The following is a 19,091-nucleotide window of genomic DNA, read 5'->3' on the forward strand; positions in this document are numbered from 1 at the left end:
CGGGTCCCGAAAGGCGCGGGGCCGGTCACGTGGACCGGCCCCGCGCCCGGGCGTCAGCCCTCGTCGGAGGCGGTGGCGACCGTGGTGGTCTTCTTCGCCGTCGACTTGGCGGCGGCCGTCTTGGCGGTCTTGGCCGCCTTCTTGGCCGTCGTCGTCTTCTTCGCGGCCGCCGTCTTCTTGGCAGCGGTCTTCTTGGCGGCCGTCTTCTTCGCCGCGGTCTTCTTGGCAGCCGTCTTGCGGGCCGTCTTCTTGGCCGGGGCGGCCTCCTCGACGGCTTCCTCGACGGTCTCCCCGGCGGCCGGGGCTTCGGCGGCCGGCGCCTCCGCCTGCTCGACGGCCTCGGCGGCCGGTACGACCACGACGGCCGCCTCCTCGGACGCGGTCGGCGCGGTGGCCTTGCGCACCGCACGGCGGCGCGGGCGGGCGGGAGCGGCGCTCTCGGCGGGCGCGGCCGCCTCAGGCTCGGCGACCGGTTCCGGTGCCGTCTCCGCCACCGTCTCCGCGGCCGTCTCCACCGCCGCTTCGGGCGCCGCTTCCGCCGCCGGGGCGGTCTCGGCGACGACCGTCACCACGGTCGCCTCGGCCCCGGCCGGGGAACCGGCGGGCGCCGACACCTTCCGGGTGGCACGCCGGCGCGTACGGCCCTTGGGCGCGGTCTCCTCGACGGCCGGGGCCGCCTCGGCCACAGCGGCCTGCGGAGCCTCGACCACCAGGTCCTCGACGGCGACGGGCTCGGCGTGCGCCTCGGCGGACACCTCTGCCGGCTCCGTCTCGGCCTCGGCCTCCCGCCGCGTCGCACGGCGTTCCCTGGGCGCGCCGGCCGGAGCCGAGGCCCGGCGGCCCGCCCGGCGGCGGGTACGGCCGCGGCCGGCCGCGGCCTCCGCCTCGGCGACGCTGCTGTACAGCTCCTCGTCCGGCGCGAAGTCGGGCGCGGGCAGCGACACGGGCACGGCGGCCTCCGCCGCGACCTCGGCGGCCGTCTCGACCGCGTGGACGGCCTCGGCGTGCTCGACGGCCCCGTCGGCCACGACCTCGTGCGTCTCGTGCACGTCGTGGTCGTGGTCGTGCTCGTGCCCGTCGCCGCCACGCCCGCGCTTCTTGCGCTTGCCGCCGCCACCGCCGCCGCCGGAGCTGGGCTGCTCCATGTGGACGATGACGCCACGGCCGTTGCAGTGCACGCAGGTCTCGGAGAACGACTCCAGCAGGCCCTGTCCGACCCGCTTGCGGGTCATCTGGACGAGCCCCAGCGAGGTCACCTCGGCCACCTGGTGCTTCGTACGGTCCCGCCCGAGGCATTCGAGCAGGCGCCGCAGCACCAGGTCCCGGTTGGACTCCAGGACCATGTCGATGAAGTCGATGACGATGATGCCGCCGAGGTCGCGCAGCCGCAGCTGGCGGACGATCTCCTCGGCCGCCTCCAGGTTGTTGCGGGTGACGGTCTCCTCAAGGTTGCCGCCCTGGCCGGTGAACTTGCCGGTGTTGACGTCGACGACGACCATCGCCTCGGTCCGGTCGATGACCAGCGAACCGCCGCTCGGCAGCCAGACCTTGCGGTCCAGCGCCTTGGACAGCTGCTCGTCGATCCGGTACGTGGCGAAGACGTCGACCTCGGAGGTCCACTTCGACAGCCGGCCCGCGAGGTCGGGCGCGACGTGCGCGACATAGCCGTAGACGGTCTCCCAGGCCTCGTCACCGCTGACGATGACCTTGGAGAAGTCCTCGTTGAAGATGTCGCGGACGACCCGGACGGTCATGTCCGGCTCGCCGTACAGCAGCGTCGGGGCGTTGCCGTTCTTCGACTTCTTCTGGATGTCCTCCCACTGCGCCTGGAGCCGTTCGACGTCGCGGCGCAGCTCGTCCTCGCTCGCGCCCTCGGCGGCGGTGCGCACGATGACGCCCGCGTCCTCGGGGACGATCTTCTTGAGGATGGTCTTCAGCCGGGCCCGCTCGGTGTCGGGCAGCTTGCGGCTGATGCCGGTCATCGAGCCCTCGGGGACGTACACGAGGTAGCGGCCGGGGAGGGAGACCTGGCTGGTCAGACGGGCGCCCTTGTGGCCGATCGGGTCCTTCGTCACCTGGACGAGGACGGACTGGCCGGACTTCAGGGCGGACTCGATGCGCCGCGGGCCGTTGGCCATGCCCAGCGCCTCGAAGTTGACCTCACCGGCGTAGAGCACGGCGTTGCGGCCCTTGCCGATGTCGATGAAGGCGGCCTCCATCGACGGCAGCACGTTCTGGACCTTGCCCAGGTAGACGTTGCCGACGTACGAGGTCGACTGCTCCTTGTTGACGTAGTGCTCGACGAGCACGCCGTCCTCCAGGACGCCGATCTGCGTGCGGTCGCCGTGCTGGCGGACGACCATCACCCGCTCGACGGCCTCGCGGCGGGCGAGGAACTCGGCCTCGGTGATGATCGGGACGCGTCGGCGGCCCTGCTCGCGGCCCTCGCGGCGGCGCTGCTTCTTGGCCTCCAGCCGGGTCGAGCCCTTGATGGACTGGACCTCGTCGGAGGGCTCGGAGGGCTTGCGGGGCTCGCGGACCTTGACGACCGTGCGCTCCGGGTCGCCCTCGCCGGGCTCGGCGTCGGCGGAGGTGTCCCCGGCGCGCCGGCGACGGCGCCTGCGACGGCGGCTGCTGGAGGAGGACAGGCCGGCCTCGTCGTGGGCGTCCTCGTCGTCCTCTTCCTCCTGCTCGGCGGTGTCCTCGGCGTCCTGCTCGGCCTGCTCGGCGGCGAGCTCGTCGGTCCCGTCGTCGGCGCCCTCGCCGTCGAAGGCGTCACCGCGGCGGCGGCGCCGGCCACCGCGACGGCGGCGCCGGCGGGAGCCGGACTCCTCGGCCTCGTCGTCGCCGTCGGCGGCGTCCTCGACGGACTCCTCCGGCTCCTCGGTCTCGTCCTCGGCCGCGGACCCGGCGACCGGGGCCTCCTCCACGGCGCCCCGGCGGCGGCGCCGACGGCGCGAACCGGCCTCGGCCTGCTCGGCCGGTTCCGCGGCGAACGCCGTGGAAGCGGAGGCTGCAGAGGCCGCGGCGGAAGCGGGGGCGGCGGAGGAAGTGGTGGCGGCCGTGGAAACCGTGGCAGCCCCGAACTCCTCGGGCTCCTCGGTGCCTGCGGCCTCGGCGGCCGCTTCGGCGGCGGCGCGCTCGGGGGTCTGGAACTTCGGCTCGGCGAACACGGGCGCCTGGAAGACGGCGACGGCGGGGCGGGCCGGGCGGCGCTGCGGTTCCTCCTCGGCGGTGGCCGGGGCGGCGGGCTCGGAGAACCCGATGGCGGCCTGCCGCACGACGCGACGCCGGGACCGGCGCGGAGCCTCGGCCTCGACGGACTCGGTGGCCGGGGCCTCAGGGGCCGTGGTCTCGGCGACGGCTGCCTGCGGCTCCTCCTCGACGGCAGCGGCGGCCGTCTCGGCGGCAGCGGCCTCGGGCGCGCCGACGGGCGCGGTCACCCGGCGGGTGGCGCGGCGCCGGGTACGCGGAGCGGGCGCGGCCTCCTCAGGAGTTTCAACAGCCTCGGGAGCTTCGACGGCCCCGGGAGCTTCGACGGCCTCGGGTGCCTCGGCCACCTCGGCGGCGACGGTCGTGGCCGCGGCCTCTTCGGCCGGCTCGGCGGGCGCGGACACCCGGCGGGTCGCACGGCGCCGGGTACGCGGAGCGGGCGCGGCCTCCTCGACTGCCTCGGTGGCCTCGACCGCCTCAGGGGTCTCCTGCGGCTGTGCCTCCTCGGCCTCGGCGGCCGGGGATCCGGCGGGCGCGGAGGCGCGGCGGGTCGCACGGCGCCGGGTGCGCGGGGCGGGTGCGGCCTCCTCGACGGCCCCGGCGGTCTCGGCCGTCTCAGGGGTCTCGGCGGCCTCTTCCGTCGCTTCGGCGGCGGAATCGATGGTCTCGGCGGCCGGTATGGCCGGCACCGTGGTCTCGGCCGTGGTCTCGGCCACGGCCTCGGTCCCTGCGGGCGGTCCCGCGGGGCGGGACGCGGCACGGCGACGCCTGCGCGGCGGCAGGGTGTCGCTGGGGGTGTTCGGTTCGGAGCCCTCGGTGGGCTCGGTCGGTTCGAGCATGCGGGCGTTTCTCCCGTCAGGCTCCCGGGCGCCGCGCCTGGTCCGGCGTCGATCGAGTCGAGCGACCGCCGGTGACGTCCGCGGCTCGCGCGGTGCGCGGTGCCGCCGTGTGGGGCGCGGGCGCCGCACAGGAGCTCTCTTGTGTCCTGTCTCGCCGGTTCCGTACGCCTTGTCGCGGACGGCCTGGCGAAAGTCTTCTGGTCAGTGCGCTGCCCGACCCAGGTGGCTCCCGAGTACGAGGGCTGCGCTACGACGTCCGTCCTTCGCGGGACCTTCCTTACGCCGGCGCCGTCGCGGCGGCAGTCTGTTCGGCCTTCGAAAGGGCCTGAGCTGCCTCGCGGTCGGGCGCGAGCGGGTCGGTCACCGTGCCGGTCTCTTCATCGAGCAGCCCCTGCGCCAGCCTGGTCACCGCTGCGGGGACCGGCGGCGCCAGGTCGGCCACGGCGCGGAGACCGGACAGGACGTCGTCGGGTCGTACGGCAGGCGTCACGTGCCGAACAACCAGCCGCAGTATCGCACAGGCCTGGTCGGTCGGCCTATCAGCCGTTTCACTCTGTGTTTCAAGTTGTACGACCGCGGGGCGGGCGTCGAAGGTGCGGACGCCGTTCTTGGTCATGCGCTGGACCTCGACGGATCCGGCGGTGTTGAACGCGGCGACGGCCTGTTCGGCCTGTGCCGGGTCCACGCCGGCCAGCCGCAGCTCCCACACGGAGGCGGTGAGCCGGTCGGCGAGTCCGGACGTGTGTGCCTCGACCGCGTCGACGATGTCGAGCCCGGCGGGCAGCGACTCGTCGAGGAGGGCGCGCAGCCGCTCCGGGTCTCGGGGTGCGGTGAGTGCGATCTCCAGGAACTCCGCCTCACTGCCCGTGCCGGTGGGTGCGGCATTGGCGTACGACACCTTCGGGTGCGGTGTGAACCCCGCCGAGTACGCCATCGGCACCTCGGCGCGGCGCAGCGCACGCTCGAAGGCGCGCTGGAAGTCACGGTGGCTGGTGAACCGGAGGCGGCCGCGCTTGGTGTAACGCAGTCGGATGCGCTGCACCGCGGGTGCGGGCGGCGGGCCTTCGGGCTGTCGCTTGCCCAGTGTCGTCAGTCCTTCGTGATTCTTGTGCGGGGGCCGTACCGCTGTCGGCCGTACGGCTGGGTACTGCTATCCATCAAGAGTACGTGTGTCGCGGCCCCGGGGTTCCCGGCGGTCGACGGGCGCGGGCCGCCTCGGCTCGCCGAAGAGGGCGCGGCGGAGGTCGGCGCGGGCCTGGCGGACGGCACGGCCGATCGCGCGTGCGGCCTCGGCCACCGGGTGCAGTACGAGGTCGCGTACGACGTGTCCGACCGGGGTGAGGACAGTCCGGTACACCCATCGCGCGGGCTCCAGGAAGATCCACCGGAAGAGGGTCCCGAGCACCCGTCCGGCGGCCCGTGCGACGTACCCGGCGGCGCGCCACGCGTGGCCGAGGGCCTCCCCGGTCTCCCTGAGGACGATGCCGAGGACGTGGCCGACCGGGGCGAGGACGTACCGCCACAGGACGAGGACGGGCAGGACGAAGAGCACGCGCGCGATCCAGTACAGGGCGGTGCCGAGCATGTCGAACACCCAGGCGACGGCCTTCGCGACGGGCGTGAGGAGCCACACGACCGCGTGGCCGATCGGGGTGAGCACGCGCGCGTGGAACCACACAAGCGCATGGCCGATCGGGGTGAGCACGCGCGCGTAGAGCCACACGAGGGCGTGGCCGAGAGGGGTGAGCAGGTACCGGTACAGCCAGATCAGGGGTACGACGAGGAGCCCGTGGAGGATCCAGCCGATCGCGCGTCCCACCGGGGCGAGGACGTACCGCCACAGGAACCTCGCGACGGCGGCGAACGCGTCCCAGAGCAGGCGTACCGGCAGCACCACCAGGAACACGAAAATCCGGACGGGGATTCTGATCGCGACGACCAGGCACCCCTCGGGGGGCTGCGGCTGCGCGCGTGACGGCTGCTGGGGCTGTTTCTGCATGTCCATGGCCGGAGAGACGTTATCGCGTACCGCGCGGATGCGATCGGCCGCCCTTGATCACCGATCGGCGGCGAGACGGTAACGGTTGACCCGCTCACGCCAATCTGAATGGAACCGGCCACGTCGGCTTGATTTGCTGTGCGCACAATCACGCCTTGATCCCCGGGGGGACGAGTAATGAACTGGTACGTGGACGTACTGAAGAAGTACGCGGTGTTCAGCGGACGCGCGCGCCGGAAGGAGTACTGGATGTTCACGTTGATCAACGTGATCATCGCGATCGTGCTCGCCGTCGTCGGCAACGCCATCCACTTCGCCGCCCTCGCGGCGATCTACAACCTCGCGGTCCTGCTGCCCGGCCTCGGTGTCGCGGTCCGCCGCCTGCACGACACCGGCCGCTCGGGCTGGCTGATCCTGGTCGGCATCATCCCGCTGGTCGGCTGGATCTTCGTGCTGGTCTGGCTCGCGTCCGACGGCAAGCCGGAGGAGAACCAGTACGGCGCCAACCCGAAGTACGCGGCCGCCGTCTGACCCGCCGACACACCGAAGGCCCGCCGGAACCCTCCGGCGGGCCTTCGCCTGTGTGCCTGTGGCTCGCCTGTGTGCCTGTGGCTGCTGCGCGACTGTGCGGCTGTGCGCCTATGCGGCGGAGGACGAGTTCCTCCTGTTGCGTTCGGTCTGCAGGAACAGGACCAGGAAGGTGACGCGCAGGAGGTCGTCGGGGAGGGCGTGCAGGCCGGCGGGCAGGACGATGCGGCGGGGCCGGCCGCCCAGCAGGTCGTACTCCACCAAGAGCGGGCCGATCCCGCGCACCCGGCCGCTGAGCCTGGGGTGGTCGATCGGGTACGGCCCGATGCGCCGCGGGATGCCCGACCAGGCGGTGCAGTCGACGTCCCAGGTCCCGAACGTTCTGGGAACCGTGCCCAGGCGGCCGTAGCCGATCTCGACGTCGCCGATCCGGCGCAGCCGGCTGCCGAGCATGTCGTACTCCAGCGGATGCGGCCCGAGCGCGCGGGGCCGGCCGCCCCAGCGGCCGTAGGCGAGCTCGACCTCCCCGATGCTGCGCAGCCGGCCGCCCAGCAGGTCGTAACCCAGTTCCAGTTCCATGTCCGCCAACTCCCCCGTTGTGCGCCCGCGTTCCGCTGTTCACCGGTGTCCGGTCTCCCCGATTGTGCGGCCGGTGCGGGGCGGCTTCCATCGCGGTCGTGTCACGGTTTCGTCGACACGCGGAACATTCCGGTCCGCGGCGCGTCATGTCCGCGGGACCGGCATGCCGTTCCAGCGGGCGAGGAACTTGCCGATTTCCCACAGCGCCAGCAGCGCGAGCGCCGGCAGCAGCGTCCAGCCGAACTGGGCCAGGTTCAGTTCGGTCGTGCCGAGCAGTCTGCGGAAGGCGTCCGTCTGGGTGACCAGGACCGCGAGGACGAACTCGATCAGCATGGCCCGGTTCATCTGCTTGCTGTCGAAACTGGCGGTGGTGAGCACGGTGTCGCGTTCGCTGCGGCACTCCAGGGCGGCCACGATCAGGCAGAGCGCGAAGGACGTGAACGCCATCGACTGGCCGATCGCGGCGCTGCCGTAGCGGGTGGTGCCGAGTTCGATCAGGCAGAGCAGGCCGATGGTGATCACCAGGCCGGACAGTCCGACGGTGAGCATGACGCCCCGGGTGAGCACGTGTGCACCGCGCGGTCGCGGGCGGCGGGCCATCAGGCCGGGGCTCTGCCGGTCGAAGCCGAGCGCGAAGCCGAAGGCCGCGTTGACGAAGAAATGGATCCACAGCACCTGTGCCGGCGTGAACGGTTCCCCGGCGGCGATGTCGAACAGGGTCGCGCCGAGGAATGTCAGCACGAACACGACGAGCAGGACGAGGACGAACCGGATGTACTTGGTGAGGTTGTCGTAGATCTTGCGGCCCTGTTCGACGGCGAAGACGATCGTGGCGAAGTTGTCGTCGGCGAGGACCATGCGGCCGGCGTTCTCGGCGACCTCGGTGCCGGAGCCCATGGCGATGCCGACGTCGGCCGCCTTGATCGCGGGCGCGTCGTTGACGCCGTCACCGGTCATGGCGACGACGCCGCCTTTCTTCTTCAGCGTCTCGGCGAGCAGCACCTTGTGTTCGGGGGCGACCCGGCCGACGACGCCGATGCCGTCGATCCGGGCGAGTCGTTCGCTCTCCGGGAGGGCCGCGAAGTCCGCTCCCAGCATGGCCTCGCCCTCGATGCCGAGCTGCCGGGCGATGGCGGCGCCGGTGACGACGTCGTCGCCGGTCACCATGCGGACCCTGATGTGCGTACCACGGCCTGCCGCCGGCCGCCCGGCCCTGCGGGGCGTCTGTCCGCGCGGTCATGAAGACGCCTTCTTGTTTTTCTTGTTCCTGTTTTTCTTGTTCTTGTTTTTCTTCTCGTTGTTTTCCTTCTCCGCCGCCGTGTACGGGTCCGGGGCCGCCCCTGCGGGTGCCTCCGCCTCCAGCTGCTTCCTGACCTCGGCCAGTTCGCGCCGGGTCTGGTCGCTGACCTGCGGGTACTTCGGGTCTATGGCCATCAGGGTGTGCACCAGGACGGCGGCCGCGCACACGCGGGCGAACCACTTGTGGTCGGCGGGAACCACGTACCAGGGCGCCCATGGCGTACTGGTGGCGGACAACATCTGTGAAAACGCCCGCTGGTAGTCGTCCCAGTAGGCCCGCTCGCGCACGTCGGCCGGCGAGAACTTCCAGTTCCGCTCCGGTACGTCGATGCGTTTGAGGAAACGGGTGCGCTGTTCTTCCTTCGACAGGTTCAGGAAGATTTTCACGACCCTGAAGCCGTTGTCGGTCAGGTAGCGCTCCCAGTCGTTGATCTCGCGGTAGCGCCGTTCCCACACGTCCGGGCCGCGGGCCGCGTCGGGCAGCTTCTGGCGGCGCAGGTTGTCCGGGTGCACCCGGACCACGAGCACTTCCTCGTAGTGGGAGCGGTTGAAAATGCCGATCTCACCGCGGCCGGGCAGGTTCCGGGAGTAGCGCCACAGGTAGTCGTGGTCGAGTTCGTCGTTCGAGGGGACCTTGAAGCCGACCACGCGCACGCCCTGCGGGTTGACTCCGCTCATGACGTGGCGGATGGTGCCGTCCTTGCCGCCGGCGTCCAGGGCCTGCAGGCACAGCAGCACTCCGTAGGCGTCCTGGGCGGCCAGCCGCCGCTGGTAGTCGGCCAGTTGCTCGATACCGCTGCGGAGCAGTTCGACGCCGTCCTTCTTCTTGCGGATGCCGGCCCGGAAACCGGGGTCGAAGTCCTCGGCCAGCCGTACCTTGCTGCCGGGCTCGACCCGCAGCGGCTCGATGAACTCCGCGATGCGGTCGGCTCTGTCGTCACCCATGGCCCACCCGCCCTTCGCACCGGCCGGTCCGCCCGTCACAGCGGCCCGTCCAGCCTCCCCTCGGCCGCCCGGGCCGTCCTCACCCCTCGCGGGTGGTTCACCTCGTACGCCGGGGCCAGGGCACGCGGATCAGACAGCGGCGTCTCCGCCGCCACCGCCACTGCGGTCCCCGTCCTCCCCGCGTCGCGGAAGGACGCCGGCGGCGACGAGGGTGTCGTACAGCCGCTGCTGTTCCGGATCGAGGCCGGAGTACAGCATGTCGAAGGCCTCCTCCTCGCCCCGCACCATCTCGACGGGGTCCCAGCCGTCGCCGAGCGCCGCCATGACGTGCGCCCTGCGGGTCATCTCGTGACCCGTGAGGTCGACGGAGAACTCGACCGGCTCGGTGGGACGGGAGGCATCTTTGTCGGACATATAACCGAATTTAGGTACGCCGTACGGCTCACGACAAGAGCCCGTGGGGCACATCACAGCAGGTCGGGGGCGCGCCTGCGCCTGGCTCACGCGGGCGGTGCGGTCCCGGCCTGCTCGCTCACCAGATACCGCGCGTACCAGTCCGGCCAGTCCGGGTCCTCGCCACCGGTGCGTGCCTCGTGCTCGCCGTGCGCCGCCGCGGCCCTGCGCAGGGCACTCGCCAGGTCGTCGGCGGAGGAGAACGTGGTGGCCGCGGGGTCGAGCCGCCCCGGGAGCCGGGTGGTGACCTCCTGGAGGAGCCAGCCGTTGCCGTCCGGGTCGCTGAACGACAGGAAGGAGCCGTAGCTGCCGTCGGGGCCGGCGACCCGGGCATCGGCGCCGGCGTGGTGGAAGACCCCGCCGGCGTCGTGGAACACGTCGCTCGGGCGGGCGCCGTGCCGGGCCAGGTCGTCGTGGGCGGCCCCGATGTCGTCGACGATCAGGTGCAGGCCCCGGGCCGAGCCCGGAGCCTGGTCGGTGACCGAGGAGCCGAAGATGACCGACGCCGGGGAGCCGGGCGGCGTCACCTGTACGACCCGGAAGTCCCCGTCGCCGGCGACGTCCGCGTCGAGGCGCCAGCCGAGTGTGGTGTAGAAGTCCTTGGCCCGGTCGACGTCGGCCACCGGCACCACGACGACCTCCAGTTTCATGTCCATGACTTGCGCCTCCCGTCTCGTAGGGGCGTAGGGGCGTAGGGGCGTAGGGGATACCGGCGAGGGGCGGGCGGTCAGTGTGCGAGCAGTTGCTGACCGCCGTCGATGTCGTAGGTGGCGCCGGTGAGGGCGTCGTTGACCATGATGTGCACGGCGAGAGCGGCGACGTCCGCGGGGCCGACCACCCGGCCGATCGGCAGTGTCTTGCGCAACTCCTCGCGCCGCGACTCCAGTTGGTCACCGAGGAGGGCGGCGGACAGGGGGGTGTCCACGAACCCGGCCGCGATGAGGTTGACCCGGACCGGGGCGACCTCCAGCGCCAGGTTGGCGGTGAGCGCGGGCAGCGCCGCGGTGACGGCGCCCGCCACGGCCATCCCGGGCGCGGGCCGCCGGCCGCCGGTGCCGCCGATGAACAGCAGCGTTCCCCCGGCCCTGACCTTCTCCCGGCCCGCCCGTGCCACCGCCAGCATCATCGCGACACGTCCGCCGAAGTCCCGGGCGGCACTGGTCAGATCGAGTTCGCCGAGGGGGGTGTACGACGGGCTGCCCGCCGTCACCATCACATGGTCGACCCGCCCGGGCAGCTCCCCGAGGAAGCGCTCCAGGTGTGCGGTGTCCTGGGCGTCGAGCACGGCCGTGGTCAGCGGGCGCAGTTCGTCCGCGGCCCGCCGCAGGCGTTCGGCGTTCCGTGCCACGAGCACCAGGTCACCGCCGGCGGCCCGCACCTGCCGCGCCGTCTCCAGACCGATGCCGGCGCTGCCGCCCACCACGACGACCGTCTGTCCGGCCAGTTTCCCGTTCGTTCCGCTCGGCTCACCAGCCATGACCACCTCCACGTCCGCCGGCGCCGCCCGACTCGTCGGTGGTGAGCACGGGGCCACAGCTCTCCGCCCTCGGACAGGAAGTCGTTGTACGGGTCGTCGATCAGCGGAGCGGTTTCCTCCGGGGAGTACCGCGCTTCAGAGCTCATGGACGGCGCACAGTGCGGGGCTGCGGGGACGGCCGGGGCCGCCCCGGGCTCTCCGCCGCGGTCACCCGGCTCCGGAACCTCAGTCTGTCATCCGCCCGGTGGAACGGCATCCCGGACCGGGCCGAGTACGTCGTCGGCGCTGCGGGGCTCGGTGCGCGGCTGTTGGTTGAGCTGGTGGCGCGCGATGGAGGATCGCCGGTAGACCTCCTTGCGGGCCCGCATGATGTTGCCCAGGGGCGCGTGCTCGGCGGTGACCCGCCAGGGGGTGAAGGACAGCGCGTCCATCTTCTCCAGGTTCTCCGGGCCGGAGATGTCCTGCCGCGGCAGCCGCAGTTTCGCCACGGTGAAGGACGGCGAGAGCTGTTCGGGCCACTCCACGGTGGTGTCCTCCACCGGCATGCGCTGCAGGTCGGTGCAGAGCTGGACCTGGATGTCGAAGGCGTAGGGCCGCTCCTGCAACTCGGCCTGCAGCGCCGGCCGGAAGACCTCCTGCGCGGAGGCCGGGTCGACGGTGCGCCGGACGACCGCGGCGGCGGAGGACGGTTCGGGGGTGATGCGCACCTTGGCGATGTAGTCACCGTGCCGGACCGCGCCCATCGTCCAGTAGCTCGACAGCAGCAGGTTCGCCGGAGGGATCTTCGACAGGCGCAGGAACGCCAGGAACTCGTCCCACGCCCAGTTCTCCTGATTCAGCGTTCCTTTTCCGGTCACGAAATCGGCGTAGAAGCGATGTGCGCCGGGGCGGCCCTGGGAGAAGTAGGCCGGCGCGTTCAGGAACAGTTCCTGGATGAACAGGTAGTGCTCGACCGTGTTGCAGAAGAAGACCGGTCCGTTGATGTTGGCGTAGTCGAACGTGCCCGAGTCCGGTTCGTCGTCCAGCAGGGTCGGGCCGGGGATGTCGAACATCTTCAGCGCAAGTCCGGTGGCGGCACCCAGTCGTGCGTCGGCTCCGGCGTGGGGCGAGCCGTTGGAGAAGCGGATGAGCGCGTCGTGGATGCCGGGCGTCGCGTAGATTCCCTGGGCGTACTCGGGGGGCAGCCCGGCCAGGATCTCCACTTCTCCCCGGACCAGCCCGTAGCCCTTGGCGTGAGCGTCGCGGAGGGCCCGTCCGGTGCCGCCGGCCTCGACCGACTCGGCGATGTAGCTCTCGGTTTTCTCGATCACCGTCTGCACGTCGCGGTCGAAGTCCGGAGCGTCGTCTTCGACATCAGGCGGGTAGCGGACGAACTGTGCTGCCATGACTTCGACCTCTCCTCGGAGAGCGTGAGCGGACGTCGGGGCGTGAGCGGACGTCAGGGGGCGGGCATCGCCGTCAGCCCTCCAGTTCGGCGAGCCAGCGCAGGGCGCGCAGACCCGGCAGGAAGCAGTACTCGCCGCCGCGGGTCACCACGAAGCTGGGCAGGTTCTGCAGGCGGCGCCGGACCGGCTTCTCCGGGATGGTGACGCTGCCGGTTCCGCCGTGATGCCCGGCCACCGGGTCCTTCTCGCCCGGGTAGCCGATGAAGTTGCCGTCGTTGACCCACTCGGCCTTGATGAACTCGAACTGCCGCTCTAGGTGGGCGCCGATGAAGACCCCGACCAGGCCCCGCTCGGCGCCGTCGTCCTCCAGCACGCCCTCGGGCAGCGGCGGGCCGTAGGTGGTGCCGCGGCGGATGAGCCGGTGCATCCGCGCGTCGCCGATGATGGTGGAGTCACGGGGGTTGGTACGCCGGATGTGCGCGCCGGCGGGGCATCGGTAGCCGCGGTCGTCGTTCTCCCGGTAGAGGAAGTCGTTGACGCGGTGCGGATCGGCCGCCAGCTCCGGATCGTCGTGCTCCGGCGCCAGCGTCAGCGGCGCCCCGCTCGGCCAGCGCCCGACCATCTTCGCCGCCAGGAGTGCCTCCTCCTCGGCGCCCGAGCTGTTGGCGCGCAGGTACCGGCGCCATGCCGCCACGTTGGTGTGGATCTTGCGAACGGCCACGTAGGTTCCGTTGCGCCCCAGCACGTCGGGGCTGGGCATGGGCGGCAGACCGCCGGTCTCGTCGGGGTAGCCGAGGATGAACTCGCCTGCCTTGATGGGGGCTTCCTGCGGGTTGGAGCCGGGCAGCCCGACGCCCTCGATGTTGGGATGGCTGATGCCGTCGCGGAAGCCGAAGGTGGTGCGCCCGGTCGGCAGCTGGCGGACCTCCTGCTGCCAGATCACCCGGACGCCGGGGGTGTCCTCGTAGGCGACACGGGCCTGCTCCAGCTCCTTGTCCAGCCGCGCCGCGTCGGAGGACAGGGCGCTCAACGCGATGTGGACGTCACCGGTTCCGAACGGCGCCTCCCAGCGGGACGGCGCGCTCTCGCCCACGTCGCCGATCAGCTCCGCCCGGGCGGCCATGCCCTCGCGAAACGCCCGCGGGAAGCTGTCCAGCGACTCCTGGGGCACCCCCAGGGCCCTCAGCCCCTGGTAGCTGAACGCCACAGCCACCCAGGCGTCCTGTTCCGGGTCCACGGCGGGCAGACCACCCGAGGTCAGCGGGAGCAGCCGGCGCAGCAGGGCGCGCCCGGCGTGGCGGTCGTCCACATGGAGGAAGACGAACTTTCCCTCGTACGGGACGGGCCTGGGCCGCAGGGCCCCGCTCTGGACGTCGTCGATCTCGACGCGCACGCCCGCGGCGCCGCCGCTGTCCGCTGTGTTCATGGTCGCTTGTGCCTCCGCATCGGTCTTCTGCCTGGACGGCCCTGCAACGGCCGGTGCGCGCCCGTCGACACGGTCCGCCGACGGCGGGGGCCTTGGGTCCGTCGGCCGGGTCCGGGTTCTGGTCCGGGTTCCAGGCCGAGTTCCAGGCCGAGTTCCAGGCCGAGTTCCAGGCCGAGTTCCAGGCCGAGTTCCAGGCCGAGTTCCAGGCCGAGTTCCAGGCCGAGTTCCAGGCCGAGTTCCAGGCCGAGTTCCAGGCCGAGTTCTAGGCCGAGGCCTCCTCCAACAGCTTCTGGAAGGCGGGCGTGGCCAGCAACTCGGCGTTCGCGGGGTTGTCCAGTGCCGCCCGGAACTCGGGGGTGTCCAGCACCTCCTGGAACGCCGTGCTCACGCGCTGGTCCTTCCAGACCTGCTGAACGGTCAGATCGGGATAGGAGCTGACGAAGACTCCCGCGGGCGCCTGGTGGGCGACGAACCAGTCCTTCACCCCCGGATCGGCGACGCCGGGGAACCCTTCGGTGTGCGAGAAGACCTTGTCGAAGCGGTCCCCGACTTCCGTCTGGGCGAAGTCGTCGATGTAGGTGTCCCAGGAACCGTCGAAGACGCTGGCGAACATGTGCCGGGTGTCATTGTCGAAGATCACGTGCCGTGCGTCGTGCAGGGTGCCGATCTGGTGCAAGGCCGCATGGACCCTCTCGTCATTCGTCGCGTCGGCGAGCGTGGCGAGATCCTCACGCATGGCATCCGCATGGCCCGGCCTGATCTCGGTGAAGACGGTGAACTCGTTGCAGACCCCGTCCGACCTGCCCGGGCGCTCGGGGTGAGCCGTTTGGGTTGCGCCTGTCGTCGCAGTCATCGTGACGTCCTCCTGCCACGGTCGGTGCGAGGGTTGCCAAACGCCCGGGCATGGGGCGCCGTCACCCTCACCTCTTCATCCTGACCACATGCCGGTCGCTCCGCATCCCCGGCCCGGGACGTCGCGGTCACGCGGAACGGAGCACCGGAAGAGCCGACGGCCACGGTCCGCACCCGCGGGATCGCGAGTGCGCCGTCGCCAGGAGCGACGAGCAGGCCAAGCCCCTCGGTCCCTCAACACCTCGTCAGCCCCTCGGAGCTCAGGACAGCTCGCGAGGACAGACTCGCCGGAGCGCAGGAACATGGAATACGAGCCTGCCGGGGCGACGGGACGCTCGGCAGCCCGGAACATCCGGAACATCCGGCCGAACCGCGGGCCGGCGCCGGCCGGCGAGGACCGCCGTCGCGTCGGACCGCGTGCCCGCCGCAGATCCACGGTTCCGCGTTCAGGCGGCCGGGCGGGGGGACCCACCCCCCGTAAGAGGTCGCCCGGTTCGACAGCTGCTCTGCCCGCCACCTGGAGGCGATCATGGGCAAGGTTCTCGGTGACATCCTGGGGCTTGCGGCCGGTGTCGCGGTCAGCCCGCTCCCGATCATCGCGGTCATCCTCATACTCGCGACGCCTCGGGGACGCCTCAACGGAGTCCTCTTCACCGTCGGTTGGATCCTGGGACTCTCGGTGCTGGGCGCGGTCATGCTGGCGATCGCCTCCCCCGCGGGCGCCTCCGCCCACAGTCACCCGGCCACCTGGGTGGGAGCCCTCAAACTCGCCCTGGGCCTGTTCCTCGTCGTCTTCGGCGCCCGGCAATGGCACCGGCGCCCGAGGGATCCCTCGGAGGCCCGGCTGCCGAAGTGGATGAGCGCGATCGACCGCCTCACGCCGGTCAAGGTCTTCGCGCTCGGTCTGGCCCTGGCCGCACTCAACGCCAAGAACGCTCCGCTGACCATCGCCGCGGGCGCCGCGATCGGCTCCGCCGGACTGCCGGTCGGGCAGCAGATCGCAGCACTGGCGATCTTCGTCGTGATCGCCACCCTGGGCCTGCTCGCCCCGCTGGCGGTCTTCCTGCTCGGCGGAGAGCGGGCCAAGACCACGCTCGGCAACTGGAAGGACTGGGCGGCCCAGCACAACGTCGCCGTGATGGCGGTCCTGTTCTTCGTCCTCGGCCTGAAGCTGCTCGGAGACGGCATCGGCATCCTGATCTCCTGACGCGTCCGTTCAGTGCTCGAACGAGGACGACTTCCACCGCCCCCCTCCTGCGCCCCACCCCTTGTCCAACCTATCGACTTTCGATAGATTCCCATCGTAATTCGATGGAAGGACGGGTCGTGGGAAAGCTGACAGTGCGTGCGCTGCGCGCCGTGCTCGTGGTGGTGCTCGCCGGCACCGTGTTCGTACAGGCAGGGATGGTGTGGGTGTTGGTCAGCGGGAGCGACCCGGAGGACGGGACGCTCCCGCTGACCGCGCTGCGCGTGATCACGATCCTGGGCATGGTGTCGGCCCAGGTCGCCGTGGTCGCCGTATGGCGGCTGGTGGCGATGGTGCGACGCGGAACCGTGTTCTCCCACGCCGCCTTCCGGTACGTGGACCTCGTGATCGGCGCGATCGTGGCGGCGGCCCTCCTGTGGTTCGCGGTCACGGCCGTCAACGCGCCGGGCCAGCGGGACGACCCGGGCGTCACCGTCATCATGGGCGGGATCGGCGTCGCCATCCTCGGGGTCGCGCTCATCGTGCTCGTGCTGCGGATGCTGCTCGCCCAGGCCGTCGCACGCGACGTCGAAGCGGCGCAGATGCAGGCCGAGCTGGACGAGGTGATCTGATGCCCATCGTCGTCGACATCGACGTGATGCTGGCAAAGCGGAAGATGTCCGTGGGCGAGCTCGCGGACCGGGTAGGGATCACGCCCGCCAACCTGGCGGTACTCAAGAACGGCCGCGCCAAGGCGGTGCGCTTCGCGACCCTCGCCGCGCTCTGCGACGTGCTCGAGTGCCAGCCGGGCGACCTGCTGCGCTGGGAGACCGAGGGTGCCGCGGGCGGATGACGCGCCCCGGGGCGTTCGCAGGCCGGCCGATGAGTTCCGGAGCCCTGTGCAGTCTGCCTTCGCACAAGCCGAAGCTGCGCACGAGATCTGCGAGGGAACCATGAGCGACCACGCACTACCACCCGTCGTCGACGCCGCAACCTGGGAACACCGGCTCGGGGCACTGCGTGCCCGGGAGAAGGCGGCGACACGGGAACTCGACGCCATCGCCGCCGAGCGCCGCCGCCTGCCGATGGTCGAGATGCCGGAGTACACACTCGACGGCGAGGACGGCCCCGTCCGGCTGGCAGACGTCTTCGAGGGCAGGAGGCAGCTGATCGTCTACAACCACATGTGGTTCGCCGGCAAGGAATGGCAGTGCCCGGGCTGTACGGGGTTCACCTCGCAGTACATCCGCCTGGAGTTCCTGGACAACTACGACGCACGATTCGTCGTCGTCACCCAGGGCCCGATCAAAGAGGCGCTCGCCTACAAGCAGCGGGTCGGCAACCGGATGGCGTGGTACTCGACGGCGAACAGCCCGTTCGGGTCCGACGTCGGCGCACCTCCCGGCGGAGGATTCGCAGTCAACGTGTTCCTGCGCGACGGCGACACCGTCTATCGCACCTGGCACACCGACGGCCGGGGCACCGAGCAGCTCAGCCACAGCTTCGCGCTGATCGATCTCCTGCCGTACGGACGTCAGGAGGAATGGCAGGACTCGCCCGAGGGCTGGCCCCAGTCCCCCACCTACAGCCGGTGGGCGACCTCCGAGAACATCGCTGCGCTCTACGGCCCGGGTTCCGGCTGAGTGTGCGTGTCCATGGCGGGACAGCCACGAACGGCCCCATGTCCAGATATCCAGGTGCTGTTCCGCCCCTCCCGTTCCCGCCCTACGCGGCGCTCGTGGTCCATGCGGTCTCCCCCAGCCGCTCGATACGACAAGGCCGCCGCCACGGCAGACGCGGGGCTGCGCGGGCCCGCGTCTGCCGCGTTGCCGGGCCGGGCCGCGTGCGGCGCGGGCCTGGCCCGGCCGGCCGGGTTTGCGCGGCTGTGCTGTGCTGTGCTGTGCTCAGCTGCCGATCTCGTACTGGCCGACGGTGCGGAAGTAGCGGAGGGCTTCCGGGCTGCCGTCGTCGAGGACCGCCTGGATCGCGTCGTACATGGCGTCGCTGATGTTCGGGTCCGTGAGCATGTGGATGATGTACACGCGGTCGTCCTCGGCCTGCGCGAGCCGGTATCCGGTCCACCGGAAGTAGCTCAGGGCTTCGGCGGTACCGGCATCGAGGGCGGCGTTGGCCTCCGCTGTCACCCTCTTGTCACCGTTCTGTGTGGCCACGTACAGGATGTGCGCCACGGCCACGGAGTCGTCCTCGACCTGGGCCTGGGCGTACCCCGTCTCCAGGAAGGCACGCAGCGCTTCCGGGGTGTTGGCGTCGAGGGCGGCGTTGGCCGCCTTGATCACCCGCTTGTCACCGTTCTGGGTGGCCACGGCGAGGACATGGGCGACCGCGACGGAGTCGTCCTCGGCCTGGGCGAGGCGGCATCCCGTCTCCAGGAAGGCACGCATGTCCTCCGCCGTACCGCTCAGCGCCTGGTCGGCCTCGCGCAGCACGCCCGCCCCGGCGTTGTCGTCCGCGAGGATGTCCTGGATCGCGGCCCTGACCTGGTCGTCCGTCAGCTCGTCGACCGGGGTCCCGGTACCGGACGAGACGTCCGGGCAGGCCGTGGCGGGCGTGGTGGCGACGGGCGTGGTCGGCGTGGACGCGTCGGCGGCGAAGGCCGGTGCGGTGAAGAGAAGGGCGGGCGTCAGAACGGTCGCGGCGACCAGCATCGCGGCGCGGGTCGGTCTCATGGATGTGCCTCCGTATTCGGTGGGTTGACCGGTATGAAGCATCCACATGCCAGGTGCACGGATCAACACGTTTCTCGGCGGCGGACGGTCCTCAACTATGCGGATGCGATGGCGAGTTCGGACTTCACCGACGCCGGCGTGCGCTGTCCGTCCCGAGTCCTCGGCCGGGTTCGGGGCGGGCGGAGAACCGCAGGAGGCGGCGGCAGGTGGCCGGCGTTCGCGC

At 71.4% G+C, this 19,091-nt stretch carries 19 protein-coding genes; 6 read left to right on the top strand and 13 right to left on the bottom strand.

The features are described 5' to 3' along the window. Window positions 1-53 precede the first annotated feature (53 nt). The 3 genes from SSP29_RS45310 to SSP29_RS45320 form a co-directional block, all read right to left on the bottom strand. Complete coding sequence (locus tag SSP29_RS45310) at window positions 54-4,052, bottom strand: Rne/Rng family ribonuclease (protein ID WP_089106820.1); 3,999 nt, start codon at window positions 4,050-4,052, stop codon at window positions 54-56. Window positions 4,053-4,329: 277 nt separating this feature from the next. Further along, entirely contained in the window at window positions 4,330-5,094 is a 765-nt protein-coding gene (locus tag SSP29_RS45315) for a TIGR03936 family radical SAM-associated protein (RefSeq protein WP_089106821.1), read from the bottom strand. 108 nt (window positions 5,095-5,202) lie between these two features. Next, window positions 5,203-6,057, bottom strand: a complete 855-nt coding sequence (locus SSP29_RS45320; protein ID WP_089106822.1) for a hypothetical protein — start codon at window positions 6,055-6,057, stop codon at window positions 5,203-5,205. A 171-nt stretch (window positions 6,058-6,228) separates the two neighbouring features. Here SSP29_RS45320 and SSP29_RS45325 point away from each other — a divergent pair, with 171 nt between their 5' ends. Further along, a complete protein-coding gene (locus SSP29_RS45325; protein ID WP_089106823.1) occupies window positions 6,229-6,582 on the top strand; it encodes a DUF805 domain-containing protein in 354 nt (117 codons plus the stop codon). Window positions 6,583-6,690: 108 nt separating this feature from the next. On the opposite strand, the gene SSP29_RS45330 is transcribed toward SSP29_RS45325, so the two are convergent. The 8 genes from SSP29_RS45330 to SSP29_RS45365 form a co-directional block, all read right to left on the bottom strand. Next, window positions 6,691-7,158, bottom strand: coding sequence for a hypothetical protein (locus SSP29_RS45330; protein ID WP_089106824.1), 468 nt, complete (start codon window positions 7,156-7,158; stop codon window positions 6,691-6,693). Window positions 7,159-7,302: 144 nt separating this feature from the next. Next, window positions 7,303-8,325, bottom strand: coding sequence for an HAD-IC family P-type ATPase (locus tag SSP29_RS45335; RefSeq protein ID WP_150136187.1), 1,023 nt, complete (start codon window positions 8,323-8,325; stop codon window positions 7,303-7,305). Window positions 8,326-8,394: 69 nt separating this feature from the next. Further along, a complete protein-coding gene (locus tag SSP29_RS45340; RefSeq protein ID WP_089106853.1) occupies window positions 8,395-9,402 on the bottom strand; it encodes a polyphosphate kinase 2 family protein in 1,008 nt (335 codons plus the stop codon). A gap of 129 nt (window positions 9,403-9,531) precedes the next feature. After that, window positions 9,532-9,816, bottom strand: coding sequence for a DUF6400 family protein (locus tag SSP29_RS45345; RefSeq protein ID WP_089106825.1), 285 nt, complete (start codon window positions 9,814-9,816; stop codon window positions 9,532-9,534). A gap of 86 nt (window positions 9,817-9,902) precedes the next feature. Next, window positions 9,903-10,511 carry a VOC family protein gene (locus SSP29_RS45350; RefSeq protein ID WP_089106826.1) on the bottom strand — a complete coding sequence of 203 codons (609 nt, stop codon included), beginning with the start codon at window positions 10,509-10,511 and terminating at the stop codon, window positions 9,903-9,905. Between the two features lie 71 nt (window positions 10,512-10,582). Further along, a complete protein-coding gene (locus SSP29_RS45355) occupies window positions 10,583-11,332 on the bottom strand; it encodes an SDR family oxidoreductase (protein ID WP_089106827.1) in 750 nt (249 codons plus the stop codon). 233 nt (window positions 11,333-11,565) lie between these two features. Then, the gene (locus tag SSP29_RS45360; RefSeq protein ID WP_089106828.1) at window positions 11,566-12,717 is read right to left on the bottom strand and encodes a catalase family protein; all 1,152 of its coding nucleotides are present in this window, start codon (window positions 12,715-12,717) and stop codon (window positions 11,566-11,568) included. 73 nt (window positions 12,718-12,790) lie between these two features. Further along, window positions 12,791-14,143 (bottom strand): Dyp-type peroxidase, encoded by a 1,353-nt coding sequence (locus tag SSP29_RS45365; protein ID WP_089106829.1) that lies wholly within the window; start codon window positions 14,141-14,143, stop codon window positions 12,791-12,793. A 92-nt stretch (window positions 14,144-14,235) separates the two neighbouring features. Here SSP29_RS45365 and SSP29_RS58940 point away from each other — a divergent pair, with 92 nt between their 5' ends. Continuing rightward, window positions 14,236-14,409 carry a hypothetical protein gene (locus tag SSP29_RS58940; RefSeq protein ID WP_167450158.1) on the top strand — a complete coding sequence of 58 codons (174 nt, stop codon included), beginning with the start codon at window positions 14,236-14,238 and terminating at the stop codon, window positions 14,407-14,409. On the opposite strand, the gene SSP29_RS45370 is transcribed toward SSP29_RS58940, so the two are convergent. Next, window positions 14,406-14,996, bottom strand: coding sequence for a hypothetical protein (locus SSP29_RS45370; RefSeq protein ID WP_150136188.1), 591 nt, complete (start codon window positions 14,994-14,996; stop codon window positions 14,406-14,408). The two genes, SSP29_RS58940 and SSP29_RS45370, sit on opposite strands and share 4 nt — an antisense overlap. Before the next feature lie 528 nt (window positions 14,997-15,524). On the opposite strand from SSP29_RS45370, the gene SSP29_RS45375 reads away from it, so the two are divergent. The 4 genes from SSP29_RS45375 (at window position 15,525) to SSP29_RS45390 (ending at window position 17,824) form a co-directional block, all read left to right on the top strand. Then, window positions 15,525-16,202 (top strand): GAP family protein, encoded by a 678-nt coding sequence (locus SSP29_RS45375; protein WP_089106830.1) that lies wholly within the window; start codon window positions 15,525-15,527, stop codon window positions 16,200-16,202. 119 nt (window positions 16,203-16,321) lie between these two features. Further along, window positions 16,322-16,813: a DUF2975 domain-containing protein gene (locus SSP29_RS45380; protein WP_089106831.1), complete on the top strand. Its 492-nt coding sequence runs from the start codon at window positions 16,322-16,324 to the stop codon at window positions 16,811-16,813. After that, window positions 16,813-17,034: a helix-turn-helix domain-containing protein gene (locus SSP29_RS45385; protein ID WP_089106832.1), complete on the top strand. Its 222-nt coding sequence runs from the start codon at window positions 16,813-16,815 to the stop codon at window positions 17,032-17,034. The genes SSP29_RS45380 and SSP29_RS45385 overlap by 1 nt, the downstream gene beginning before the upstream one ends. Window positions 17,035-17,134: 100 nt before the next feature. Continuing rightward, a complete protein-coding gene (locus SSP29_RS45390; protein ID WP_089106833.1) occupies window positions 17,135-17,824 on the top strand; it encodes a DUF899 domain-containing protein in 690 nt (229 codons plus the stop codon). 261 nt (window positions 17,825-18,085) lie between these two features. Here the strand turns inward: SSP29_RS45390 and SSP29_RS45395 are convergent, their stop codons facing one another. Then, the gene (locus SSP29_RS45395) at window positions 18,086-18,868 is read right to left on the bottom strand and encodes an ALF repeat-containing protein (RefSeq protein WP_089106834.1); all 783 of its coding nucleotides are present in this window, start codon (window positions 18,866-18,868) and stop codon (window positions 18,086-18,088) included. Window positions 18,869-19,091: the final 223 nt, after the last annotated feature.

Origin of the sequence: Streptomyces hyaluromycini (assembly GCF_002217755.1) — a bacterium.
In the GTDB taxonomy this organism is placed as follows: Bacteria; Actinomycetota; Actinomycetes; order Streptomycetales; family Streptomycetaceae; genus Streptomyces; species Streptomyces hyaluromycini.